This window comes from [Micrococcus luteus] ATCC 49442 (assembly GCF_010367585.1).
GTDB lineage: Bacteria > Actinomycetota > Actinomycetes > Actinomycetales > Micrococcaceae > Arthrobacter > Arthrobacter luteus_A.
In genome coordinates this window covers 1,546,523-1,565,950 of record NZ_JAAAXP010000001.1, presented here as the reverse complement: position 1 = coordinate 1,565,950, position 19,428 = coordinate 1,546,523, and the positions used below count along the sequence as shown (strand labels likewise).

The 19,428-nt window shown below is 62.3% G+C and carries 11 protein-coding genes and 3 rRNA genes; all 14 read left to right on the top strand.

The genetic code is table 11. From position 1 onward, the window contains the following. Positions 1–72 precede the first annotated feature (72 nt). The gene (locus tag GUV69_RS07070; RefSeq protein WP_164200962.1) at positions 73–879 is read left to right on the top strand and encodes a CPBP family intramembrane glutamic endopeptidase; all 807 of its coding nucleotides are present in this window, start codon (positions 73–75) and stop codon (positions 877–879) included. Positions 880–1,489: 610 nt separating this feature from the next. After that, positions 1,490–3,013: ribosomal RNA gene (locus tag GUV69_RS07065) — 16S ribosomal RNA — on the top strand. Positions 3,014–3,534: 521 nt separating this feature from the next. After that, a 23S ribosomal RNA gene (locus tag GUV69_RS07060) occupies positions 3,535–6,673 on the top strand. A gap of 236 nt (positions 6,674–6,909) precedes the next feature. Next, positions 6,910–7,026 (top strand): 5S ribosomal RNA (rrf, locus tag GUV69_RS07055). The 16S, 23S and 5S rRNA genes sit together here, the layout of an rRNA operon. Before the next feature lie 251 nt (positions 7,027–7,277). Further along, positions 7,278–8,600 carry an ISL3 family transposase gene (locus GUV69_RS07050; protein ID WP_164200960.1) on the top strand — a complete coding sequence of 441 codons (1,323 nt, stop codon included), beginning with the start codon at positions 7,278–7,280 and terminating at the stop codon, positions 8,598–8,600. Between the two features lie 440 nt (positions 8,601–9,040). Next, positions 9,041–10,954 carry a hypothetical protein gene (locus GUV69_RS07045; protein ID WP_164200958.1) on the top strand — a complete coding sequence of 638 codons (1,914 nt, stop codon included), beginning with the start codon at positions 9,041–9,043 and terminating at the stop codon, positions 10,952–10,954. Positions 10,955–10,960: 6 nt separating this feature from the next. Further along, positions 10,961–11,950, top strand: a complete 990-nt coding sequence (locus tag GUV69_RS07040) for an HAD-IIA family hydrolase (protein WP_164200956.1) — start codon at positions 10,961–10,963, stop codon at positions 11,948–11,950. A 9-nt stretch (positions 11,951–11,959) separates the two neighbouring features. Further along, on the top strand, positions 11,960–12,190 hold the full coding sequence (locus GUV69_RS07035) for a hypothetical protein (protein WP_164200954.1): 231 nt from the start codon (positions 11,960–11,962) through the stop codon (positions 12,188–12,190). Between the two features lie 2 nt (positions 12,191–12,192). Then, positions 12,193–13,005 carry a TlyA family RNA methyltransferase gene (locus tag GUV69_RS07030; protein ID WP_164200952.1) on the top strand — a complete coding sequence of 271 codons (813 nt, stop codon included), beginning with the start codon at positions 12,193–12,195 and terminating at the stop codon, positions 13,003–13,005. A 13-nt stretch (positions 13,006–13,018) separates the two neighbouring features. Further along, complete coding sequence (locus GUV69_RS07025; protein ID WP_164200950.1) at positions 13,019–14,044, top strand: NAD kinase; 1,026 nt, start codon at positions 13,019–13,021, stop codon at positions 14,042–14,044. A 3-nt stretch (positions 14,045–14,047) separates the two neighbouring features. Beyond that, complete coding sequence (gene recN / locus GUV69_RS07020; RefSeq protein WP_164200948.1) at positions 14,048–15,787, top strand: DNA repair protein RecN; 1,740 nt, start codon at positions 14,048–14,050, stop codon at positions 15,785–15,787. 89 nt (positions 15,788–15,876) lie between these two features. Continuing rightward, entirely contained in the window at positions 15,877–17,622 is a 1,746-nt protein-coding gene (gene pyrG / locus GUV69_RS07015; RefSeq protein WP_164200946.1) for a CTP synthase, read from the top strand. 25 nt (positions 17,623–17,647) lie between these two features. Then, on the top strand, positions 17,648–18,310 hold the full coding sequence (locus tag GUV69_RS07010; protein WP_164200944.1) for an NUDIX domain-containing protein: 663 nt from the start codon (positions 17,648–17,650) through the stop codon (positions 18,308–18,310). Next, entirely contained in the window at positions 18,310–19,338 is a 1,029-nt protein-coding gene (gene xerD, locus GUV69_RS07005; RefSeq protein WP_167525082.1) for a site-specific tyrosine recombinase XerD, read from the top strand. The genes GUV69_RS07010 and xerD overlap by 1 nt, the downstream gene beginning before the upstream one ends. Positions 19,339–19,428: the final 90 nt, after the last annotated feature.

The window sequence follows — 19,428 nt, the reverse complement described above, 5'->3', positions numbered from 1 at the left end:
CCTAGGTGTCCGTAAAGGGGGGCGCCAGACTTAGAGAACCCTCAGTGCCAACTCAATGAAGAGGAGGTTCCGATGCCGGTCCGGAAAGGTCAGTTGCGGGAGTGGGTAGCCCGCCATGACATTGTGCTTTACCTCGTGCTCGCCTACGTCATTTCCTGGAGCATCTGGCCGCTGGTCCTCCTGAACCCTGAGAGCAGCCCACTGGTGCCATTTGGTCCGGGGCTGGCTGCCGTCCTTATTGCTGCGGTGGCGGGAGGCCGTGCGGGGTTGCTCGGCCTTCTGCGTCAGCTTGGAAAATGGCGGGTCAATCCCGTGTGGTACGGCGTGGCACTGGGCGTGCCGCTGGCCGTCCCCGCCGCAGCCTTCGGCGTAGCGGTTTTCGCAGGGGCGTCCGTTCCATCCTGGGAGCCGTCAGACGTGCTGCAGGTCGCCGGGTCCCTCGCCGCCACCATGGTCATCGTGGGCATCTTCGAAGAGCTCGGATGGCGAGGGTTTCTGCTCCCGCGCCTGCAACGACGTCGGAGCGCGTTAGCTGCGGCCTTGATCGTGGGATCGGTGTGGCTGCCATGGCACCTGCCCGAACTGGTGTCGGACCCGGACCAGCGTCCCTTGGTTCCGTTCGCGATCTATGTTGTGGCGCAGGCGGTGTTGCTCGCATGGCTGTACAACAGTACGCAGGCAAGTTTGCCGGTGGTGATCCTGTTCCACGCAGCCTTCAACAGCTTCACGAAGTTCTTCCTTTCCGAACTGCAGGGGAGCCCATACGGCACAGCGTGGTGGGCCTTGGCCTGCCTTGTTGCCGTCCTGGCGGTGGCCGTCATCGGCTATGCCGGGAGCCGCAACCTGGTCAGAGGCGACGCTAGGCCCGTCCGCGGGTGAATGTGAGTAGCTGCGTCCGTGCCCATGCACGCCCTCTGTGCCCGTGGAGCTTGTTGATTACTGTTTCAGGCCTGGTGGTGTGATCCAGTGAACAGGTGGGTGGTTTGGGGTCCGGGTTTGGTGTGTTGGCGGGGTTTTTGGGGGTTTGGGGGTGGTGTTGGTGGTGGATTTGCGGTGGGGGTTGGGGGCGTGTATTGTTTTCTGAGTCGCCGCCGCTGATGCGGGAAAATAGCGACAAGCCCCCTTCTTCAACAGCCTGAGAATGGCGCACTTTCTGGTGTGTCAGGTACGGGTGGGGCCGGTTCGTCGGAGCAGGAAATCGCGGAAACGCTGATTTGCAAAGCTTCCTGGGATCGGGTAAGTTTGAAAAGTTGCTCCGGAGCGATCCACGGCTGTTTAGTGCTGGTGGTGGTGCCGGGTGTGTCTGTTGTTTGAGAACTCAATAGTGTGCCAAGTTTGTTGATACCAATTTATTGTATTGAATTGGTTGAATTTGCCGGGTCATGCCGCCCCTGTGGTGTGGTCTGGTTTTTACAGCTGGTTTCAAATTTTGCAGCCTTCGTCTTCCGTTATTTCCGGGGGTGTTGGTTGTGTTCGTTTTTGTTTTACTTCAACGGAGAGTTTGATCCTGGCTCAGGATGAACGCTGGCGGCGTGCTTAACACATGCAAGTCGAACGATGAACCTCACTTGTGGGGGGATTAGTGGCGAACGGGTGAGTAACACGTGAGTAACCTGCCCTTGACTCTGGGATAAGCCTGGGAAACTGGGTCTAATACCGGATATGACTCCTCATCGCATGGTGGGGGGTGGAAAGCTTTTTGTGGTTTTGGATGGACTCGCGGCCTATCAGCTTGTTGGTGAGGTAATGGCTCACCAAGGCGACGACGGGTAGCCGGCCTGAGAGGGTGACCGGCCACACTGGGACTGAGACACGGCCCAGACTCCTACGGGAGGCAGCAGTGGGGAATATTGCACAATGGGCGAAAGCCTGATGCAGCGACGCCGCGTGAGGGATGACGGCCTTCGGGTTGTAAACCTCTTTCAGTAGGGAAGAAGCGAAAGTGACGGTACCTGCAGAAGAAGCGCCGGCTAACTACGTGCCAGCAGCCGCGGTAATACGTAGGGCGCAAGCGTTATCCGGAATTATTGGGCGTAAAGAGCTCGTAGGCGGTTTGTCGCGTCTGCCGTGAAAGTCCGGGGCTCAACTCCGGATCTGCGGTGGGTACGGGCAGACTAGAGTGATGTAGGGGAGACTGGAATTCCTGGTGTAGCGGTGAAATGCGCAGATATCAGGAGGAACACCGATGGCGAAGGCAGGTCTCTGGGCATTAACTGACGCTGAGGAGCGAAAGCATGGGGAGCGAACAGGATTAGATACCCTGGTAGTCCATGCCGTAAACGTTGGGCACTAGGTGTGGGGGACATTCCACGTTTTCCGCGCCGTAGCTAACGCATTAAGTGCCCCGCCTGGGGAGTACGGCCGCAAGGCTAAAACTCAAAGGAATTGACGGGGGCCCGCACAAGCGGCGGAGCATGCGGATTAATTCGATGCAACGCGAAGAACCTTACCAAGGCTTGACATGGACTGGAAATACCTGGAAACAGGTGCCCCGCTTGCGGTCGGTTCACAGGTGGTGCATGGTTGTCGTCAGCTCGTGTCGTGAGATGTTGGGTTAAGTCCCGCAACGAGCGCAACCCTCGTTCTATGTTGCCAGCGCGTTATGGCGGGGACTCATAGGAGACTGCCGGGGTCAACTCGGAGGAAGGTGGGGACGACGTCAAATCATCATGCCCCTTATGTCTTGGGCTTCACGCATGCTACAATGGCCGGTACAAAGGGTTGCGATACTGTGAGGTGGAGCTAATCCCAAAAAGCCGGTCTCAGTTCGGATTGGGGTCTGCAACTCGACCCCATGAAGTCGGAGTCGCTAGTAATCGCAGATCAGCAACGCTGCGGTGAATACGTTCCCGGGCCTTGTACACACCGCCCGTCAAGTCACGAAAGTTGGTAACACCCGAAGCCGGTGGCCTAACCCCTTACGGGGAGGGAGCTGTCGAAGGTGGGACTGGCGATTGGGACTAAGTCGTAACAAGGTAGCCGTACCGGAAGGTGCGGCTGGATCACCTCCTTTCTAAGGAGCACCTACAGTCACCGTGCCTCACGTTATGTGAGTGTGGCGGGGTTGTCAGGAGTATATGCCCGTTGCGCAGACGTAAGTTCTGCGGCGGGTGCTCACGGGTGGAATATCAACAAATAGCGGCCGCGTGTTTCTTCTTCTTGCCTAGTACGGATGGTGTCTTCGGATTCCTGTCCTGGAACGGTGCGGGAGTGGGGGCGGGTGGTTTAGTGTTTGGCACACTGTTGGGTCCTGAGGCAACAGGGCCGGGGAGGGATGCGTCGTGGCTTACGGGTTGTGATGTGTTGTGTTCCTGGTACTTGTTTGTTTCTGGTTTCCTGGCTGCACCGATCGCGCATGTTGTGTGTGTGGGGTGTGTGGTTTGGGGTTGTTGTTTGAGAACTACATAGTGGACGCGAGCATCTTTTATAAGAAGCAATTTCCAAGAATATGAACCTGGATCTGTTGTTCTGTCTTTCGGGATGGAGTGATGGTTTTCATGGTTCTCTCGTGAAGTAGTTTTTTTGATCTTTTGTGGTCAAGTTTTTAAGAGCACACGGTGGATGCCTTGGCATTAGGAGCCGAAGAAGGACGTAGGAATCTGCGATAAGCCTGGGGGAGTCGATAACCGGACTGTGATCCCAGGGTGTCCGAATGGGGAAACCCCGCCAGGGGAGCGATCTGCCTGGTGACCCGCATCTGAACACATAGGGTGCGTGGAGGGAACGCGGGGAAGTGAAACATCTCAGTACCCGCAGGAAGAGAAAACAATAGTGATTCCGTTAGTAGTGGCGAGCGAACGCGGATCAGGCTAAACCGTTCCATGTGTGATAGCCGGCGGGCGTTGCATGGTCGGGGTTGTGGGACTTTCCATACTGTCTCTGCCGGGACAGTGGGGTGTGATGTGCAGGCATAGGTGAACGGTCTTGAAAGGCCGGCCAGAGAGGGTGTGAGCCCCGTAACCGAAATGTTTTGTGCCGCCTGGAGAGTATCCCAAGTAGCACGGGGCCCGAGAAATCCCGTGCGAATCTGTCAGGACCACCTGATAAGCCTAAATACTCCCTAATGACCGATAGCGGACCAGTACCGTGAGGGAAAGGTGAAAAGTACCCCGGGAGGGGAGTGAAACAGTACCTGAAACCGTGTGCTTACAATCCGTCGGAGCCAGTCTGATTCTGGTGACGGCGTGCCTTTTGAAGAATGAGCCTGCGAGTTAGTGTTACGTCGCGAGGTTAACCCGTGTGGGGAAGCCGTAGCGAAAGCGAGTCTGAATAGGGCGTTGCAGTGGCGTGATCTAGACCCGAAGCGAAGTGATCTACCCATGGCCAGGTTGAAGCGACGGTAAGACGTCGTGGAGGACCGAACCCACTTCAGTTGAAAATGGAGGGGATGAGCTGTGGGTAGGGGTGAAAGGCCAATCAAACTTCGTGATAGCTGGTTCTCCCCGAAATGCATTTAGGTGCAGCGTTGCGTGTTTCTTGCTGGAGGTAGAGCTACTGGATGGCTAATGGGCCCTACAAGGTTACTGACGTCAGCCAAACTCCGAATGCCGGTAAGTGAGAGCGCAGCAGTGAGACTGTGGGGGATAAGCTTCATAGTCGAGAGGGAAACAGCCCAGACCACCAACTAAGGCCCCTAAGCGTGTGCTAAGTGGGAAAGGATGTGGAGTTGCGAAGACAACCAGGAGGTTGGCTTAGAAGCAGCCATCCTTAAAAGAGTGCGTAATAGCTCACTGGTCAAGTGATTCCGCGCCGACAATGTAGCGGGGCTCAAGTACACCGCCGAAGTTGTGGATTTCAAATATTAGCCAAGCCGCTCCCTTGTGGGGTTGGTTCAGGCGTTTGGAGTGGTAGGGGAGCGTCGTGTGGGCAGTGAAGTCGCGGTGTAAACCAGCGGTGGAGCCTACACGAGTGAGAATGCAGGCATGAGTAGCGAAAGACGGGTGAGAAACCCGTCCGCCGAATGATCAAGGGTTCCAGGGTCAAGCTAATCTGCCCTGGGTAAGTCGGGACCTAAGGCGAGGCCGACAGGCGTAGTCGATGGACAACGGGTTGATATTCCCGTACCGGCGAAAAACCGTCCATGTTGAACAGGGGATACTAACCGCCCGAAGCCTGCCTGACCGCCCTTGTGGTGGAAGGGTTTTGGTGGAGCGCGGGACCTGATCCTGGGAGGCAAGCGTATTAACAGGTGTGACGCAGGAAGGTAGCCAAGCCGGGCGATGGTTGTCCCGGTCTAAGGATGTAGGGCGAACGGTAGGCAAATCCGCTGTTCATGATGCCTGAGATCTGATGGGACCCCCGTGAGGGGGGATTTGGTGATCCTATGCTGCCGAGAAAAGCATCGACGCGAGGTTTTAGCCGCCCGTACCCCAAACCGACACAGGTGATCAGGTAGAGAATACTAAGGCGATCGAGAGAATTATGGTTAAGGAACTCGGCAAAATGCCCCCGTAACTTCGGGAGAAGGGGGGCCCCAACCTTGAACACCACACGCTGGTGGGAGGGGATCGGGGCCGCAGAGACCAGGGGGAAGCGACTGTTTACTAAAAACACAGGTCCGTGCGAAGTCGCAAGACGATGTATACGGACTGACTCCTGCCCGGTGCTGGAAGGTTAAGAGGACCGGTTAGCCCTTACGGGCGAAGCTGAGAATTTAAGCCCCAGTAAACGGCGGTGGTAACTATAACCATCCTAAGGTAGCGAAATTCCTTGTCGGGTAAGTTCCGACCTGCACGAATGGAGTAACGACTTCCCCGCTGTCTCAACCATAAACTCGGCGAAATTGCAGTACGAGTAAAGATGCTCGTTACGCGCAGCAGGACGGAAAGACCCCGAGACCTTTACTATAGTTTGGTATTGGTGTTCGGAGTGGCTTGTGTAGGATAGGTGGGAGACGTTGAAGCCCGGACGCCAGTTCGGGTGGAGTCATCGTTGAAATACCACTCTGGTCACTTTGGACATCTAACTTCGGCCCGTAATCCGGGTCAGGGACAGTGCCTGATGGGTAGTTTAACTGGGGCGGTTGCCTCCTAAAAAGTAACGGAGGCGCCCAAAGGTTCCCTCAGCCTGGTTGGCAATCAGGTGTCGAGTGTAAGTGCACAAGGGAGCTTGACTGTGAGAGAGACATCTCGAGCAGGGACGAAAGTCGGGACTAGTGATCCGGCGGTACATTGTGGAATGGCCGTCGCTCAACGGATAAAAGGTACCTCGGGGATAACAGGCTGATCTTGCCCAAGAGTCCATATCGACGGCATGGTTTGGCACCTCGATGTCGGCTCGTCGCATCCTGGGGCTGGAGTAGGTCCCAAGGGTTGGGCTGTTCGCCCATTAAAGCGGTACGCGAGCTGGGTTTAGAACGTCGTGAGACAGTTCGGTCCCTATCCGCTGCGCGCGCAGGAAATTTGAGAAGGGCTGTCCTTAGTACGAGAGGACCGGGACGGACGAACCTCTGGTGTGTCAGTTGTACTGCCAAGTGCACCGCTGATTAGCTACGTTCGGATGGGATAACCGCTGAAAGCATCTAAGCGGGAAGCTCGCTTCGAGATGAGATTTCCATACACCTTGTGTGTGAGAGGCCCCCAGCCAGACCACTGGGTTGATAGGCCGGATGTGGAAGCGAGGACTAACGACTCGTGAAGCTGACCGGTACTAATAGGCCGATAACTTACACCACACACTCTCCTCGTGAACGGATTCAAAAGACGTTCACACCCATGGGGAGAGTACAAAGATAACAAGACTGCTTGCGTCCACTATGTGGTTCCCAAACAACAAACCAATTTGTTGCAGGGAACAAAAAACACAACACAATAATCAACACCACACCTGCCATCACCGGCAGGAAGCATGTTGTAACCACAGATTTCCCACCCCAAACGGCCCTAGGCCCGAAGGGTGCGGAGCAAGGGTTACGGCGGTCATAGCGTGGGGGAAACGCCCGGTCCCATTCCGAACCCGGAAGCTAAGACCCACAGCGCCGATGGTACTGCACCCGGGAGGGTGTGGGAGAGTAGGTCACCGCCGGAACACCATTAGGTCGAGACCCCCCAACACACACGTGTCGGGGGGTCTCCCACATTTAACCACCACACCAAAACCCACACCGAACCAACGCTCTCTCACTTAACGGGGCCTTCGCAGATAAGCATGGATGCGCAGTCTGAGGATGGCGCCATCGCGTAGGTATTCTGTGGTGCGGCGTGGTGCGGCAGGAAAGAGGTCAGGGCCTCTTTGAATTGGTAGCGACCAAGCAACCAAAACCAAAAAGAGACCCTGACATGAATAACTCTATGTCTTGTTCTGCTGGCCGCTGGTGCATGCGCGCGGATGCGCTGCTCGGTGTCGAGGGCGTCCACGTCAGCTCCGTCACGGCAACCAGGACTGGCCTCGTACTGGGCGTCGAAACCGGTGTGGACCTCGCCGGGTGCCCGGACTGCGGCGTCGTCGCGGTCGGCCACGGACGCCGCCAGGTCCGGCTCCATGACATTCCCTGTTTCGGCCAGCCGGTGCGGCTGCTGTGGGCCAAGCGTGTTTGGCGCTGCCCGGACCTGGACTGCCCAAAAACAACATTCAGTGAAGAACACCCGCTGGCCGGGCCGCGGGCGAAACTCACCGCCCGAGCCGCCCACTGGGCGACCGACGCGCTGCAGCGGTTCGATACCTCGGTCTCGGCCCTGGCCCACCAGCTCGGGGTCTCCTGGCACACCGTCTGGGACGCCATCAGAGCAGAAGCCACCCGCCGCATCAGGAACTCCGATCGGCTCGCCGGCGTTGACGCGCTCGGGGTGGATGAGCACGTCTGGTCACACACCGGCCCGCCGGGATCCGGCATGGTCACCGGAATCGTGGACCACACCCGCGACGAGAACGGCGTGGTGCACGCACGGCTACTTGACTTGGTTCCAGGCCGGTCCGGGAAGGCCTACGCCGACTGGCTCAAAGACCGTGGCCCCGGGTTCACCGCCGGGATCAAGACCGCCGCGCTGGATCCGTTCCGCGGCTACGCCAACGCGATCCGCGACGAACTGCCCGAAGCCATCACGGTCCTGGACGCCTTCCACGTCGTGAAACTCGGATCGGCCATGGTCGACGAAGTCCGCCGCCGGGTCCAGCAGAACACTCTCGGCCACCGCGGACGCAAGGGTGACCCGCTCTACGGTATCCGCCGGACCCTGCAGATCGGCGCCGAACATCTGACCGACAAGCAGTCCGCCCGGCTCGATGCGAAACTCAATGCCGGAGACCCCGACCACGAAGTCACCCTCGCATGGCAGTGCTACCAGAAGCTCCGCAACATCTATCACGCCCGGCCGGAGCGGGGCAGGGAACTCGTGAATGAAGTCATTGGGTCCTTCCCGTCCTGCCCAATCCCGGAAGTCGCCCGCCTCGGCCGGACACTCAAACAATGGAAAACCGCGATCCTGGCCTACTTCGAAACGAACGGCGCCTCCAACGGGCCTACCGAAGCAATCAACGGAGTCATCGAAACCACCCGCAGAATAGCCCGAGGCTTCCGCAACTTCACCAACTACCGGCTCAGATGCCTACTCGCCGCCGGCGGCCACCGGCACTACCGGATCAAACAAACCAACCATGCGTAAATGCGAAGGGCCACTTAACGTGGTAAAACCCTGAACGCTCTCTCACTTAACGCGGGAAATCCCGAAACCCTCTCTCACTTAACGCGGTAAAACCCGGAACCCTCTCTCACCTAACGCTGTAAAACACCAAACCCCCTGCACCCCCGCCCGCGACCGCCGTCGAACACCCAGGCAGCAGGGCTGCCCCGAACCCGCCGGCAGGTGCGAGAGCGTTCCCCGAAACCCCACATCAAGTGAGAGAGCGTCCCACATAGTGTGAACATTCCCACGACGGGCGCCTGCTGACGGATCCATGTCATGCGCTGGTTGGGTCTCGCTTAGAATTGACTGAGATGTACGGACTTCGAAGCGCTTGATTTCGGGTTGCGTAGGAAAACGAAACACGGAACGAGCCGCTGCGATTGCGCCAGTGGTCGGCTCATAACAGGAGGAATCCCCACATGGCTGAGCACAACGGCGGCAACCGCGGCGGCAACGACCGAGGTCCATTCCGCGGTACAAACAATTCCGGCGGGGACCCGCGCGGATTCCGCTCCCGCGATGACCGGAATTCTGAGGCACCGAAGCGTGCCCCTGGGTCCGGTAGCGGAGAGCGCAAGTCCTTTGGTGAGCGTAAGCCCTATGGCGATCGCGACAACAAGCCGTACGGTGACCGTCCGCGCCGCGAAGGCGACGGCGAACGCCGCAGCTTCGGTGGCGGAGAGCGCAAGCCCTTCACTGGTGGTGGTGAGCGGAAGCCTTACGGCGACCGTGACAACAAGCCCTATGGTGACCGTCCACGCCGCGAAGGTGACGGCGAACGCCGCAGCTTCGGTGCCGGTGAGCGGAAGCCCTTCAGCGGTGGCGGCGACCGTAAGCCTTACGGCGACCGCGACAACAAGCCCTATGGTGACCGTCCGCGCCGCGAAGGCGACGGCGAACGCCGCAGCTTCGGTGCCGGTGAGCGGAAGCCCTTCAGCGGTGGCGGCGACCGTAAGCCTTACGGCGACCGCGACAACAAGCCGTACGGTGACCGTCCGCGCCGCGAAGGCGACGGCGAACGCCGCAGCTTCGGTGGCGGAGAGCGCAAGCCCTTCACTGGTGGTGGTGAGCGGAAGCCTTACGGCGACCGCGACAACAAGCCCTATGGTGACCGTCCGCGCCGCGAAGGCGACGGCGAACGCCGCGGGTTCTCCGGCGGCGAAAACCGCAAGCCGTTCGGCGACCGCCAGGACCGTGCGCCGCGCAGTTTCGACCGCGGCGATTCAGGCCCCCGCCAGTTCGGCAGGGACCGCGCAGAAGACCGTCCGGCCCGTGTTCCCAACGCCCGCGATCTTCGCAGCGCCAACCGTCCCGATCGTGAACGTTCCCCGGAGATCGATGAGGATGTCACGGGCAAGGAGCTTGACCGCGCCACCCAGCACCAGATCAAGACGCTGGAGGCCAAGAGCGCCGAATGGGTTGCACGCCACCTGGTGATGGCCGGTCGCCTGATTGATGAAGAGCCCGAACTCGCGTTCCAGCATGCCCTCGCGGCCAGCCGGCGGGGTGGACGGCTCGCTGCCGTCCGCGAAGCCGTGGGGCTGACCGCCTATGCAGCAGGACACTACGGCGAAGCACTGCGGGAGTTCCGCACGTACCGCCGCATCAGCGGTTCCAACGTCCACCTGCCCGTCATGGCAGACTGCGAGCGGGGACTGGGCCGCCCTGACCGTGCGCTCGATGTGGTCCGCTCCGAGGAAGCCAATGACCTCGACGCGCCGGGCAAGGCCGAGCTCGCCATTGTCGCAGCCGGAGCCCGGACCGACCTCGGCCAGCTGGACGCTGCCGTAGCCGAGCTTGAGATCGCCCAGCTGGACATCAACCGGGCCTTTTCCTACAGCCCCCGACTGTTCCGCGCCTATGCTGTCGCCCTGGCTGCCGTAGGCCGCACAGAGGAAGCGGCAAAGTGGCAGAAACAGGCTGTGGTGGCTGAGAACGCGCTGGGCCTCGGAGTTGACGAGGAACCCGACATTGTGGACCTCGGCTGGGACGAAGAAGAGGAAGCCCGCGAGGAAGCGCAGCGCAAGCGTTTGCTCCAGCGCGCCGCCGGCGGCCCGGAAACCGCCACGTCTGCCCCGGCTGCTGAAGCCGCACCGGAATCACCTGAGGCCTCCGGCGTGGATGCCTCAGTCGACGACGTCGAATCCGATTACTTCGAGTCCGATGACGCCGAGTCTGACGCGGACTCCGCCGAAGCGGACGAGCTGAACTCTGCCGCTGAATCAGCCGAAGATTCTGACGAACTGGCATCAGCCCACGGCGATTCAGCCCACGACGATTCCGCAGACGGCGGGAACAACGACGACAGCCACTCCGAGCGACAGGACAGCTAGCCCGCCATGACTGACGTTTCCCTGATCTCCCTTTTTGACGCCCTCTTGGCGGACCTTGATGGTGTGGTGTACGAAGGCCCGCACGCCATCCCCGGCGCCGTCGAGTCACTGCAGCAGCTGGCCGGCCTGGGCATTGGCCTGGGCTATGTGACCAACAATGCCTCACGCACTCCCGCGCAGGTCGCCGCGCACCTCCGTGAACTCGGCGCCCCGGCGGAGGACGACCAGGTGGTCAGTTCATCGCAGGCCGCCGCCGAGCTGCTGTCCTCCATGCTGCGGCCCGGGGCAAAGGTGTTGATCACCGGCAGCCCGGCGCTGGCCCAGGAGATCGAACTGGCGGGCCTGACTCCGGTCAGCAGCCAGGACGAGGAGCCGGTGGCAGTTGTCCAGGGGTTCAACCCGGGTATCGGGTGGAAGGACCTCGCCGAGGCCGCGTTCGTGGTGTCCGCAGGCGCGCTTTGGGTAGCCACGAATACGGACATGTCCATTCCGCAGGCACGCGGCATGGCTCCCGGCAATGGCACCCTCGTTGCCGCAGTCACGGCCGCCACCGGTCAGACGCCGCTTGTCGCGGGCAAACCGGAGGCCCCGCTCTTCCATGCAGCGGCCAAACGGCTCGCCGCCGACCGTCCCCTGGTGGTGGGCGACCGCCTGGACACGGACATCCTCGGCGGCAACAACGCCGGCTTTGCCACCGTGGCGGTGCTGACCGGCGTCGACACCAAGCACACCATCCTCGCAGCACGCACTGCCGAGCGCCCTGACTATGTCATCAGCGTACTCAGTGACCTGCACCGCCCGTACCCGGACATCAGCGTCGATGGCGGAACGTACCGCTGCGGCGACGCTGCAGCGCACGTCACCGGGGAGACAGTCAGCGTCCAGGGCCGCGAGGATGACATCAACGCCTGGCGCGCGGCCTGCGCTGCCTGGTGGGCTGCCGTGCCGGACGCTGCCGAAGCAAGGGCGCCGAAACTCGAATGGCACACTCAGTAGACTGGTGCAATGACTGAGCTGAACCACGAGCACAACGCCCACCCAGCCCAGCAAACACCCGAATGGCCCGAGCCCGGAGCTGAACAAATCGGCGATCCGGAGATTGCGTCCATCGTCGCCGCCCTGCGCGGAGTGCCCGGCATGCCCGGCGCGGAGCACGAAGCTGTCTACAGTGAACTCCATGACGCCCTGTTCGAGGCGCTAAATGAAGACGCCCCCAACGGGGCAGGAGAGGCCTGAGCATGGCTCGTCTGGACCAAGCCCTCGTGGCCCGCGGCCTGGCGAGGTCCCGGACCCACGCCGCCGCACTCATCGCTGAGGGAAAGGTGAGTTCGTCCGGGCAGATCCTGTCGAAGGCGTCACTGCAGGTGCCGGAGGACAGGGACCTGGCCGTTGAGCACACCGAAGAGGACAGCTACGTCAGCCGGGCAGGCCACAAACTGGCCGGCGCGCTTGACGCCTTTCCTGACGTCATGGTGGCAGGAAAAAGATGCCTTGACGCCGGCGCTTCCACCGGCGGCTTCACTGAGGTGCTGCTGCGGCGCGGTGCGGCACACGTGGTGGCGGTCGACGTCGGGCATGGCCAGCTGGTGCCGCAGCTCCGGGAAGACGCCCGCGTAGCCGTGCATGAGGGACTCAACGTGCGCTACATGACGCCCGAGGATATCGGCGGACAGGCCGAACTCACGGTGGCTGACCTCTCCTTCATCTCGCTGACCCTGGTGGCCCATCCGCTGGCCATGTGCACGCAGCCGGGCGGTGACCTGGTGCTTATGGTCAAGCCGCAGTTCGAAATCGGCAAGGACCGCCTTGGCCGCACCGGCGTGGTGACTTCTGAGCGCGAACGCCGGATGGCAGTGGAAAAGGTGGCCAACGCAGCGCTCGACGCCGGACTGGACTTATGCGGCCTGGCGGCCAGCCCCCTGCCCGGCCAGGACGGAAACGTCGAATACTTCCTGTGGATAAAGCGCAGGATGTCCCAAGACCTGCCTAAGATCGAAGAGCGCCACGCAGCCATGGACGGTTTGCTTGGCAGAATCTGGCCGAACCACTAGAAAGCGGAACTCGATGAGCAGGCGAGTACTTGTCCTTGCCCACACTGGCCGCGAGGAATCACTGAAGGCTGCCTGGGAAGCCTGCGCCCAGCTGTATGACGCAGGGATCGTCCCGGTGATGCAGGAATCCGAGCTGGCGGACATGGAGAGATTCTTCGGCCAGCTCAACCAGCCGGTGGAGATCCTGCACGACCATGTGCAGCTGCCTGACGTGGAGCTTGTGATGGTCCTCGGTGGTGACGGCACCATCCTTCGGGCAGCTGAGCTGGTCCGCGAAGTCGATGTGCCGCTGCTGGGCGTCAATCTTGGCCACGTCGGCTTCCTGGCCGAGAGCGAGCGGGCAGACCTGGCCCAGACCGTGGAGTGGATTGCCCGCCGCGCCTACACGGTGGAAGAGCGCATGACCATCGATGTCCAGGTGTGGGTCCGCGGCCAGAAGATCTGGCACACCTGGGCCCTTAATGAAGCCGCGATCGAAAAGGGCAACCGCGAACGCATGCTCGAGGTGGTCACCGAAGTGGACGAGCGCCCGCTGACGACATTCGGCTGCGACGGCGTGGTGCTTGCCACCCCGACAGGCTCAACCGCCTATGCCTTCTCGGCTGGCGGACCGGTGGTCTGGCCCGAGGTCGAAGCCCTGCTGATTGTGCCCATCAGCGCCCACGCGTTGTTTGCGAAGCCCCTGGTGGTATCGCCGGCGTCACGGCTGGCCGTGGAAGTCCTCACCCGCAACGGCGCCCAGGGCGTACTCTGGTGCGACGGCCGGCGTTCCGTGGACCTGCCGCCCGGTGCACGGGTGGAAGTGACAAAGTCCGCCACTCCGGTCCGCCTTGCAAGAACACATCAGACGCCATTCTCCGGCCGGCTGGTCCGCAAATTCGAGCTCCCCATCCATGGCTGGCGCGGGCCCGTGCCACAATCGGAGTCCATCCACACCGGGCCCCTTCCGGTCGTCCGGACGCTGCGGCCTATGCCGCCGCTTCAGGTTCCCTGCGGAGACCGGCCCGACGACACCACCGATCCCGCGACCGCAAAGTGAAGCATGCTTGAAGAACTGAGAATCCGCGATCTGGGCGTTATCACTGACGCCACCCTTCCGCTGGGCCCCGGGCTGAGCGTCGTCACCGGTGAAACCGGTGCAGGTAAAACGATGGTGGTCACCGCCGTCGGCCTCCTCCTCGGGGCAAGGTCCGACGCCGGCGCCGTGCGGAGCGGCGCGAAAAGCGCCACCGCGGAGGCCGTCCTTAAGCTCGACGCCGGGCACTCGGCGATAGCCCGGGCCATTGAGGCGGGCGCGGACGTGGAAGAGTTCGACGGCGGCGCGGAACTCATCCTTGCCCGTCGCCTCGGAGCGGACGGCCGCAGCCGTGCCTTCCTTGGGGGCCGGGCAGCCCCCGTGGGTGTCCTGGCCGAGATCGGCGAAACCCTTGTGGTGCTCCACGGCCAGTCGGACCAGATCAGGTTGAAGGGGGCGGTGGCCCAGCGCGGTGCCCTCGACAAGTTTGCCGGCGACGCCCTGGCCGGACCGCTGGGTACCTACCAGACGCTTCACACTCATTGGAAAGCAGTCCAGACAGAGCTGGAAACCCTCCGCAGCGCCGCCCGTGACAGGCTCCGCGAAGCCGAATCGCTGGAGATTGCGCTGGCGGAAATCGACGGAGTGGATCCGCAGCCGGGGGAGGACGAAACTCTCAAAGCGGAAGCCGTGAAACTGGCCAACGTGGAAGAACTCAGGATCGCAGCGAACACCGCGCACCAGGCCCTCATCGCGGAAGACTACGGCGATGAGGGCGACGCCACCACTCTGGTGGACGCCGCGAAACGCACCCTCGAACATGTGGCCGAACACGACGCCGAGCTGGGCTCCGCCGCGGCCCGCCTGGCAGAAGTGGGTTTCCTGCTCAACGACATCGCCACGGAACTGGCGAGCTACCAGGCGGGCCTGGACTCGGAAGGACCGGAACGGCTCGCCGAAATCGAGGGCCGGCGCGCGTCCCTGGCCAAACTCGTCCGCAAGTATGCCCCCAGCATCGACGAAGTCCTGGTCTGGACCGAGAACGCCCGCGTGCGCTTCGATGAACTCCAGGACGACTCCACCCGGATCGAGGCCCTGGACGCCGAGGTTGCCAAGGCCGAAGCAGAACTGCAGAAGCAGGCCGCGGCCATCAGCAAAATCCGCGCCAAGGCTGCCAAAGACCTCTCCAGCCGCGTCAGCGCCGAGCTGAAGGCACTGGCCATGGCTGACGCCACCCTTGTGATCAACCTCGAAAACACGGGCCAGCTGATGCCGCACGGCGCGGACGAGATCTCCTTCCTGCTCCAGCCACACTCCGGGGCGCCTGCCCGCCCGCTCGGCAAGGGCGCCTCCGGCGGTGAACTGTCGCGTGTGATGTTGGCCATCGAAGTGGTCCTCGCCGCGGTGGACCCGGTGCCTACGTTCGTGTTCGACGAAGTGGACGCCGGCGTGGGCGGGCGTGCCGCCGTCGAAATCGGGCGCCGGCTGGCCATGCTCGCCCGCCACGTCCAGGTTCTGGTGGTCACGCACCTGCCGCAGGTGGCAGCGTTTGCGGACCAGCACATCACCGTCACCAAAACTTCCGTGCGGGGAGCCGACGGCGGCACCGCCACCGGGTTTACGTCCAGTGATGTCCGCCTCCTCGACGGTCCCGAGCGGGTGAAGGAACTGGCCCGCATGCTTGCGGGCCAGGAGGACTCCGAATCGGCCCGGGCCCACGCCCAGGAGCTGCTTGACGACGCGAAACTGCTGCCACAGCGTGCCTAAGCGACGTCAGGCCCTTGATCGCAGGGCGCCTCGCCCTGCACACTGGATCATTTGGGGAACCAGTTCCTGATCCGGGGAAGGCTCATTTGATGATAGGCTCGAATTCCGTGGTGCAGCGATCAAATTCCCGTGTAAATTCCCGGTTCCCGGGCTCGTCCAAGACGACCAAACACATCTTCGTAACCGGTGGTGTGGCGTCCTCGCTCGGTAAGGGACTGACGGCTTCGAGCCTCGGTCACCTGCTGCGGGCACGCGGATTGTCTGTAACTATGCAGAAGCTCGATCCCTATCTCAATGTGGATCCGGGCACGATGAACCCCTTCCAGCACGGTGAAGTCTTCGTCACAGACGACGGCGCCGAGACGGACCTGGACATCGGACACTACGAGCGCTTCCTCGACGAAAACCTCGAAGGCTCAGCCAACGTCACCACCGGCCAGGTTTACTCGACCGTGATCGCCAAGGAACGTCGCGGCGAATACCTCGGCGACACCGTCCAGGTGATCCCGCACATTACCGATGAAATCAAGCGCCGCATGCGCCTGCCCGCCGAAGGCAAAAACGCGCCCGACGTCATCATCACCGAAATCGGCGGCACCGTCGGCGACATCGAGTCCCAGCCTTTCCTCGAGTCAGCCCGCCAGGTCCGCCAGGACATTGGCCGTGGCAACGTTTTCTTCGTCCACGTCTCGCTGGTTCCCTACATCGGACCGTCGCAGGAACTGAAAACCAAGCCAACCCAGCATTCCGTGGCGGCCCTGCGCTCCATCGGTATCCAGCCGGAAGCAATCGTGATCCGTTCGGACCGCGAAGTCCCCGAAGCCATGCGCGCCAAGATCGGCCGCATGTGCGACGTCGACATCGAAGCAGTCATCGGCTGCCCCGATGCGCCGAGCATCTACGACATCCCCAAAACCCTGCACACCCAGGGGCTGGACTCCTACATCGTCCGCGCACTGGACCTGCCGTTCAAGGATGTGGACTGGACCAGCTGGGACAAGCTGCTCGAAGCAGTCCACAACCCCAAGCACCACGTCGAAATTGCCCTGGTGGGCAAGTACATCGACCTCCCGGACGCCTACCTGTCCGTGACCGAAGCCCTGCGCGCCGGCGGTTTCGCGAACGACACGAAGGTCAAAATCCGCTGGGTCCCGTCGGACGAATGCGAAACGCACGAAGGCGCCGTGGCATCCCTTGGCGGCGTGGACGCCATCTGCGTCCCCGGCGGCTTCGGTATCCGCGGCCTCGAAGGCAAGCTGGGCGCACTGAAATACGCCCGCGAATCACGGCTGCCCGTCCTGGGCCTGTGCCTTGGCCTGCAGTGCATGGTGATCGAGTATGCGCGCAACGTGGTGGGCCTGGAAGGCGCATCGTCAAGCGAGTTCGAGCCTGACTCAAAGTACCCGGTCATCGCCACGATGGAAGAGCAGCTGGACATTGTGGAAGGCAAGGGCGATCTCGGCGGCACCATGCGCCTTGGCCTGTACGAGGCCAAGCTGGACGAAGGCTCCGTCATTGCCGAGACCTACGGGAAGACCACCGTCAGCGAACGCCACCGCCACCGCTACGAGGTCAACAACAAGTACCGCGACCAGATCGCCGCCGAGGGCCTGGTGTTCTCCGGCACGTCACCGGACGGCAAGCTCGTGGAATATGTTGAACTGCCCCGCGAGGTCCACCCGTACTACGTGGCAACCCAGGCGCACCCGGAGCTGAGCTCACGCCCCACCAGGCCCCACCCGCTCTTCAGCGGACTGATTAAGGCCGCCCTGGACCACCAGAACGCACAGGGCGCACCAGAGGCCAAACCGTCACGCACGGTTGCGGCAAAATAGAACCGAATAAGTAGAGGACGGCGCGATGCCCGGTACACCTGAAACGATCCCAGCTGCAGAGCAGGTTTCGGATGCACCGAGCCCGCGCCGTCTTCTGTCTACGGAAAAAGTCTACGAAGGCCGGATCTGGGACGTTGTAAGCGACAGCTTCCAGCTGAGTGAGACCGGCGAAGCACTGACCCGTGACTACATCGACCACCCCGGCGCCGTCGCGGTGCTGCCGATGAACACTGCCGGGGAAGTACTCCTCATCCGGCAGTACCGCCATCCGGTAGGCATGGACCTCTGGGAAATCCCGGCAGGCCTCCTGGACATTGAAGGCGAAGATTTTGTGGTGGGCGCCGCCCGTGAGCTGGCTGAAGAGGCAGACCTCGCGGCCGCACAATGGAACGTCCTGGCGGACTTTTTCAATTCACCCGGGTCATCGAGCGAGGCCATCAGGATCTACCTGGCCCGTGACCTCACGGACGTGCCGCACCACGACCGCCACGAGCGGACCGATGAGGAAGCGGAGATCGAATTCCACTGGATCGCCCTGGACGAAGCCGTGGCGGCAGTCCTTGGCGGGCGGCTGCACAACCCCTCCGCCGTCGTCGGAATCCTGGCCGCAGCAGCAGCCCGGGCGGACGGCTTTGCCGGGCTCCGCCCCGCAAACGCACCCTGGCCGGCGCACCCCAGCCAGCGTTGATGACCGCCACCACGTCGCCGGAAACCACCTCCCCGGCAGCTGCAGCGCCGGAAGCCGCAGTGCCGGAAGCCGCAGCCAAGGCAGTCCAGCCCCAGACCGCCGTCGACCGCGCCATCACGGGATATCTTCAGCACATGGGCGTCGAACGGGGCCTGGCAGCCAACACGCTTGCTGCCTATCGCCGTGACCTGACGCGGTACGCACGGTACCTGGCGGCCCAGGGCTGCCACGCCCCGGACCAGATCACCCGCCATCATGTAACGGGTTTCGTGATGGCCCTCAATGACGGTTCCGACGGCGGCACGGCGCTGGGCGTCAGGTCTGCGGCCAGGACGGTGGTTGCCGTCCGCGGACTGCACAAATTCTGGGCCCTGGAAGGACTGACGGTGACGGATCCGGCCAGCGACGTCCACCCGCCCATGCCGGGTAAGAGGCTGCCCAAAGCCATCAGCGTGGATGAAGTCACGCGCATCCTCGAAGCGGCCGGCACAGACACCGCCACCGGCCTCCGGGACCGCGCACTGCTCGAATTCCTCTACTCCACCGGCGCCCGAATCAGTGAGGCCGTGGGCCTGGACGTGGACGACATTTCCCTGCAGGACGCTGAGGCCGGGCCGGCGGTGGTCCGGCTGTTCGGCAAGGGATCAAAGGAACGGCTCGTACCGCTCGGCTCCTATGGCGCCCGGGCGCTCGACGCGTACCTTGTCCGGGGCCGCCCGCTGCTGGCTGCCAAGGGCAAGGGCACACCGGCCCTGTTCCTTAATGCCCGGGGCGGCCGGATCAGCCGCCAAAGTGCGTGGACCATCCTGAAAGTCGCGGCGGACAAGGCCAACATCACCAAGGACGTATCGCCGCACACCTTGCGGCATTCCTTCGCCACGCACCTGCTGGAGGGCGGCGCGGACGTCCGCGTGGTCCAGGAGCTGCTGGGCCATGCCTCCGTCACCACCACGCAGGTCTACACCCTGGTCACGGCGGACACCCTCCGGGAAATCTACGCCGCCGCCCACCCGCGCGCGCTGGGCTGACAACCAGGTTCAGCCTTCTTGGGGCTCGGCACATTGAACGCAGCATCCCCGGGGAACCGCGCCGGCATGCCGCCGGCTATAGGGTTGAGG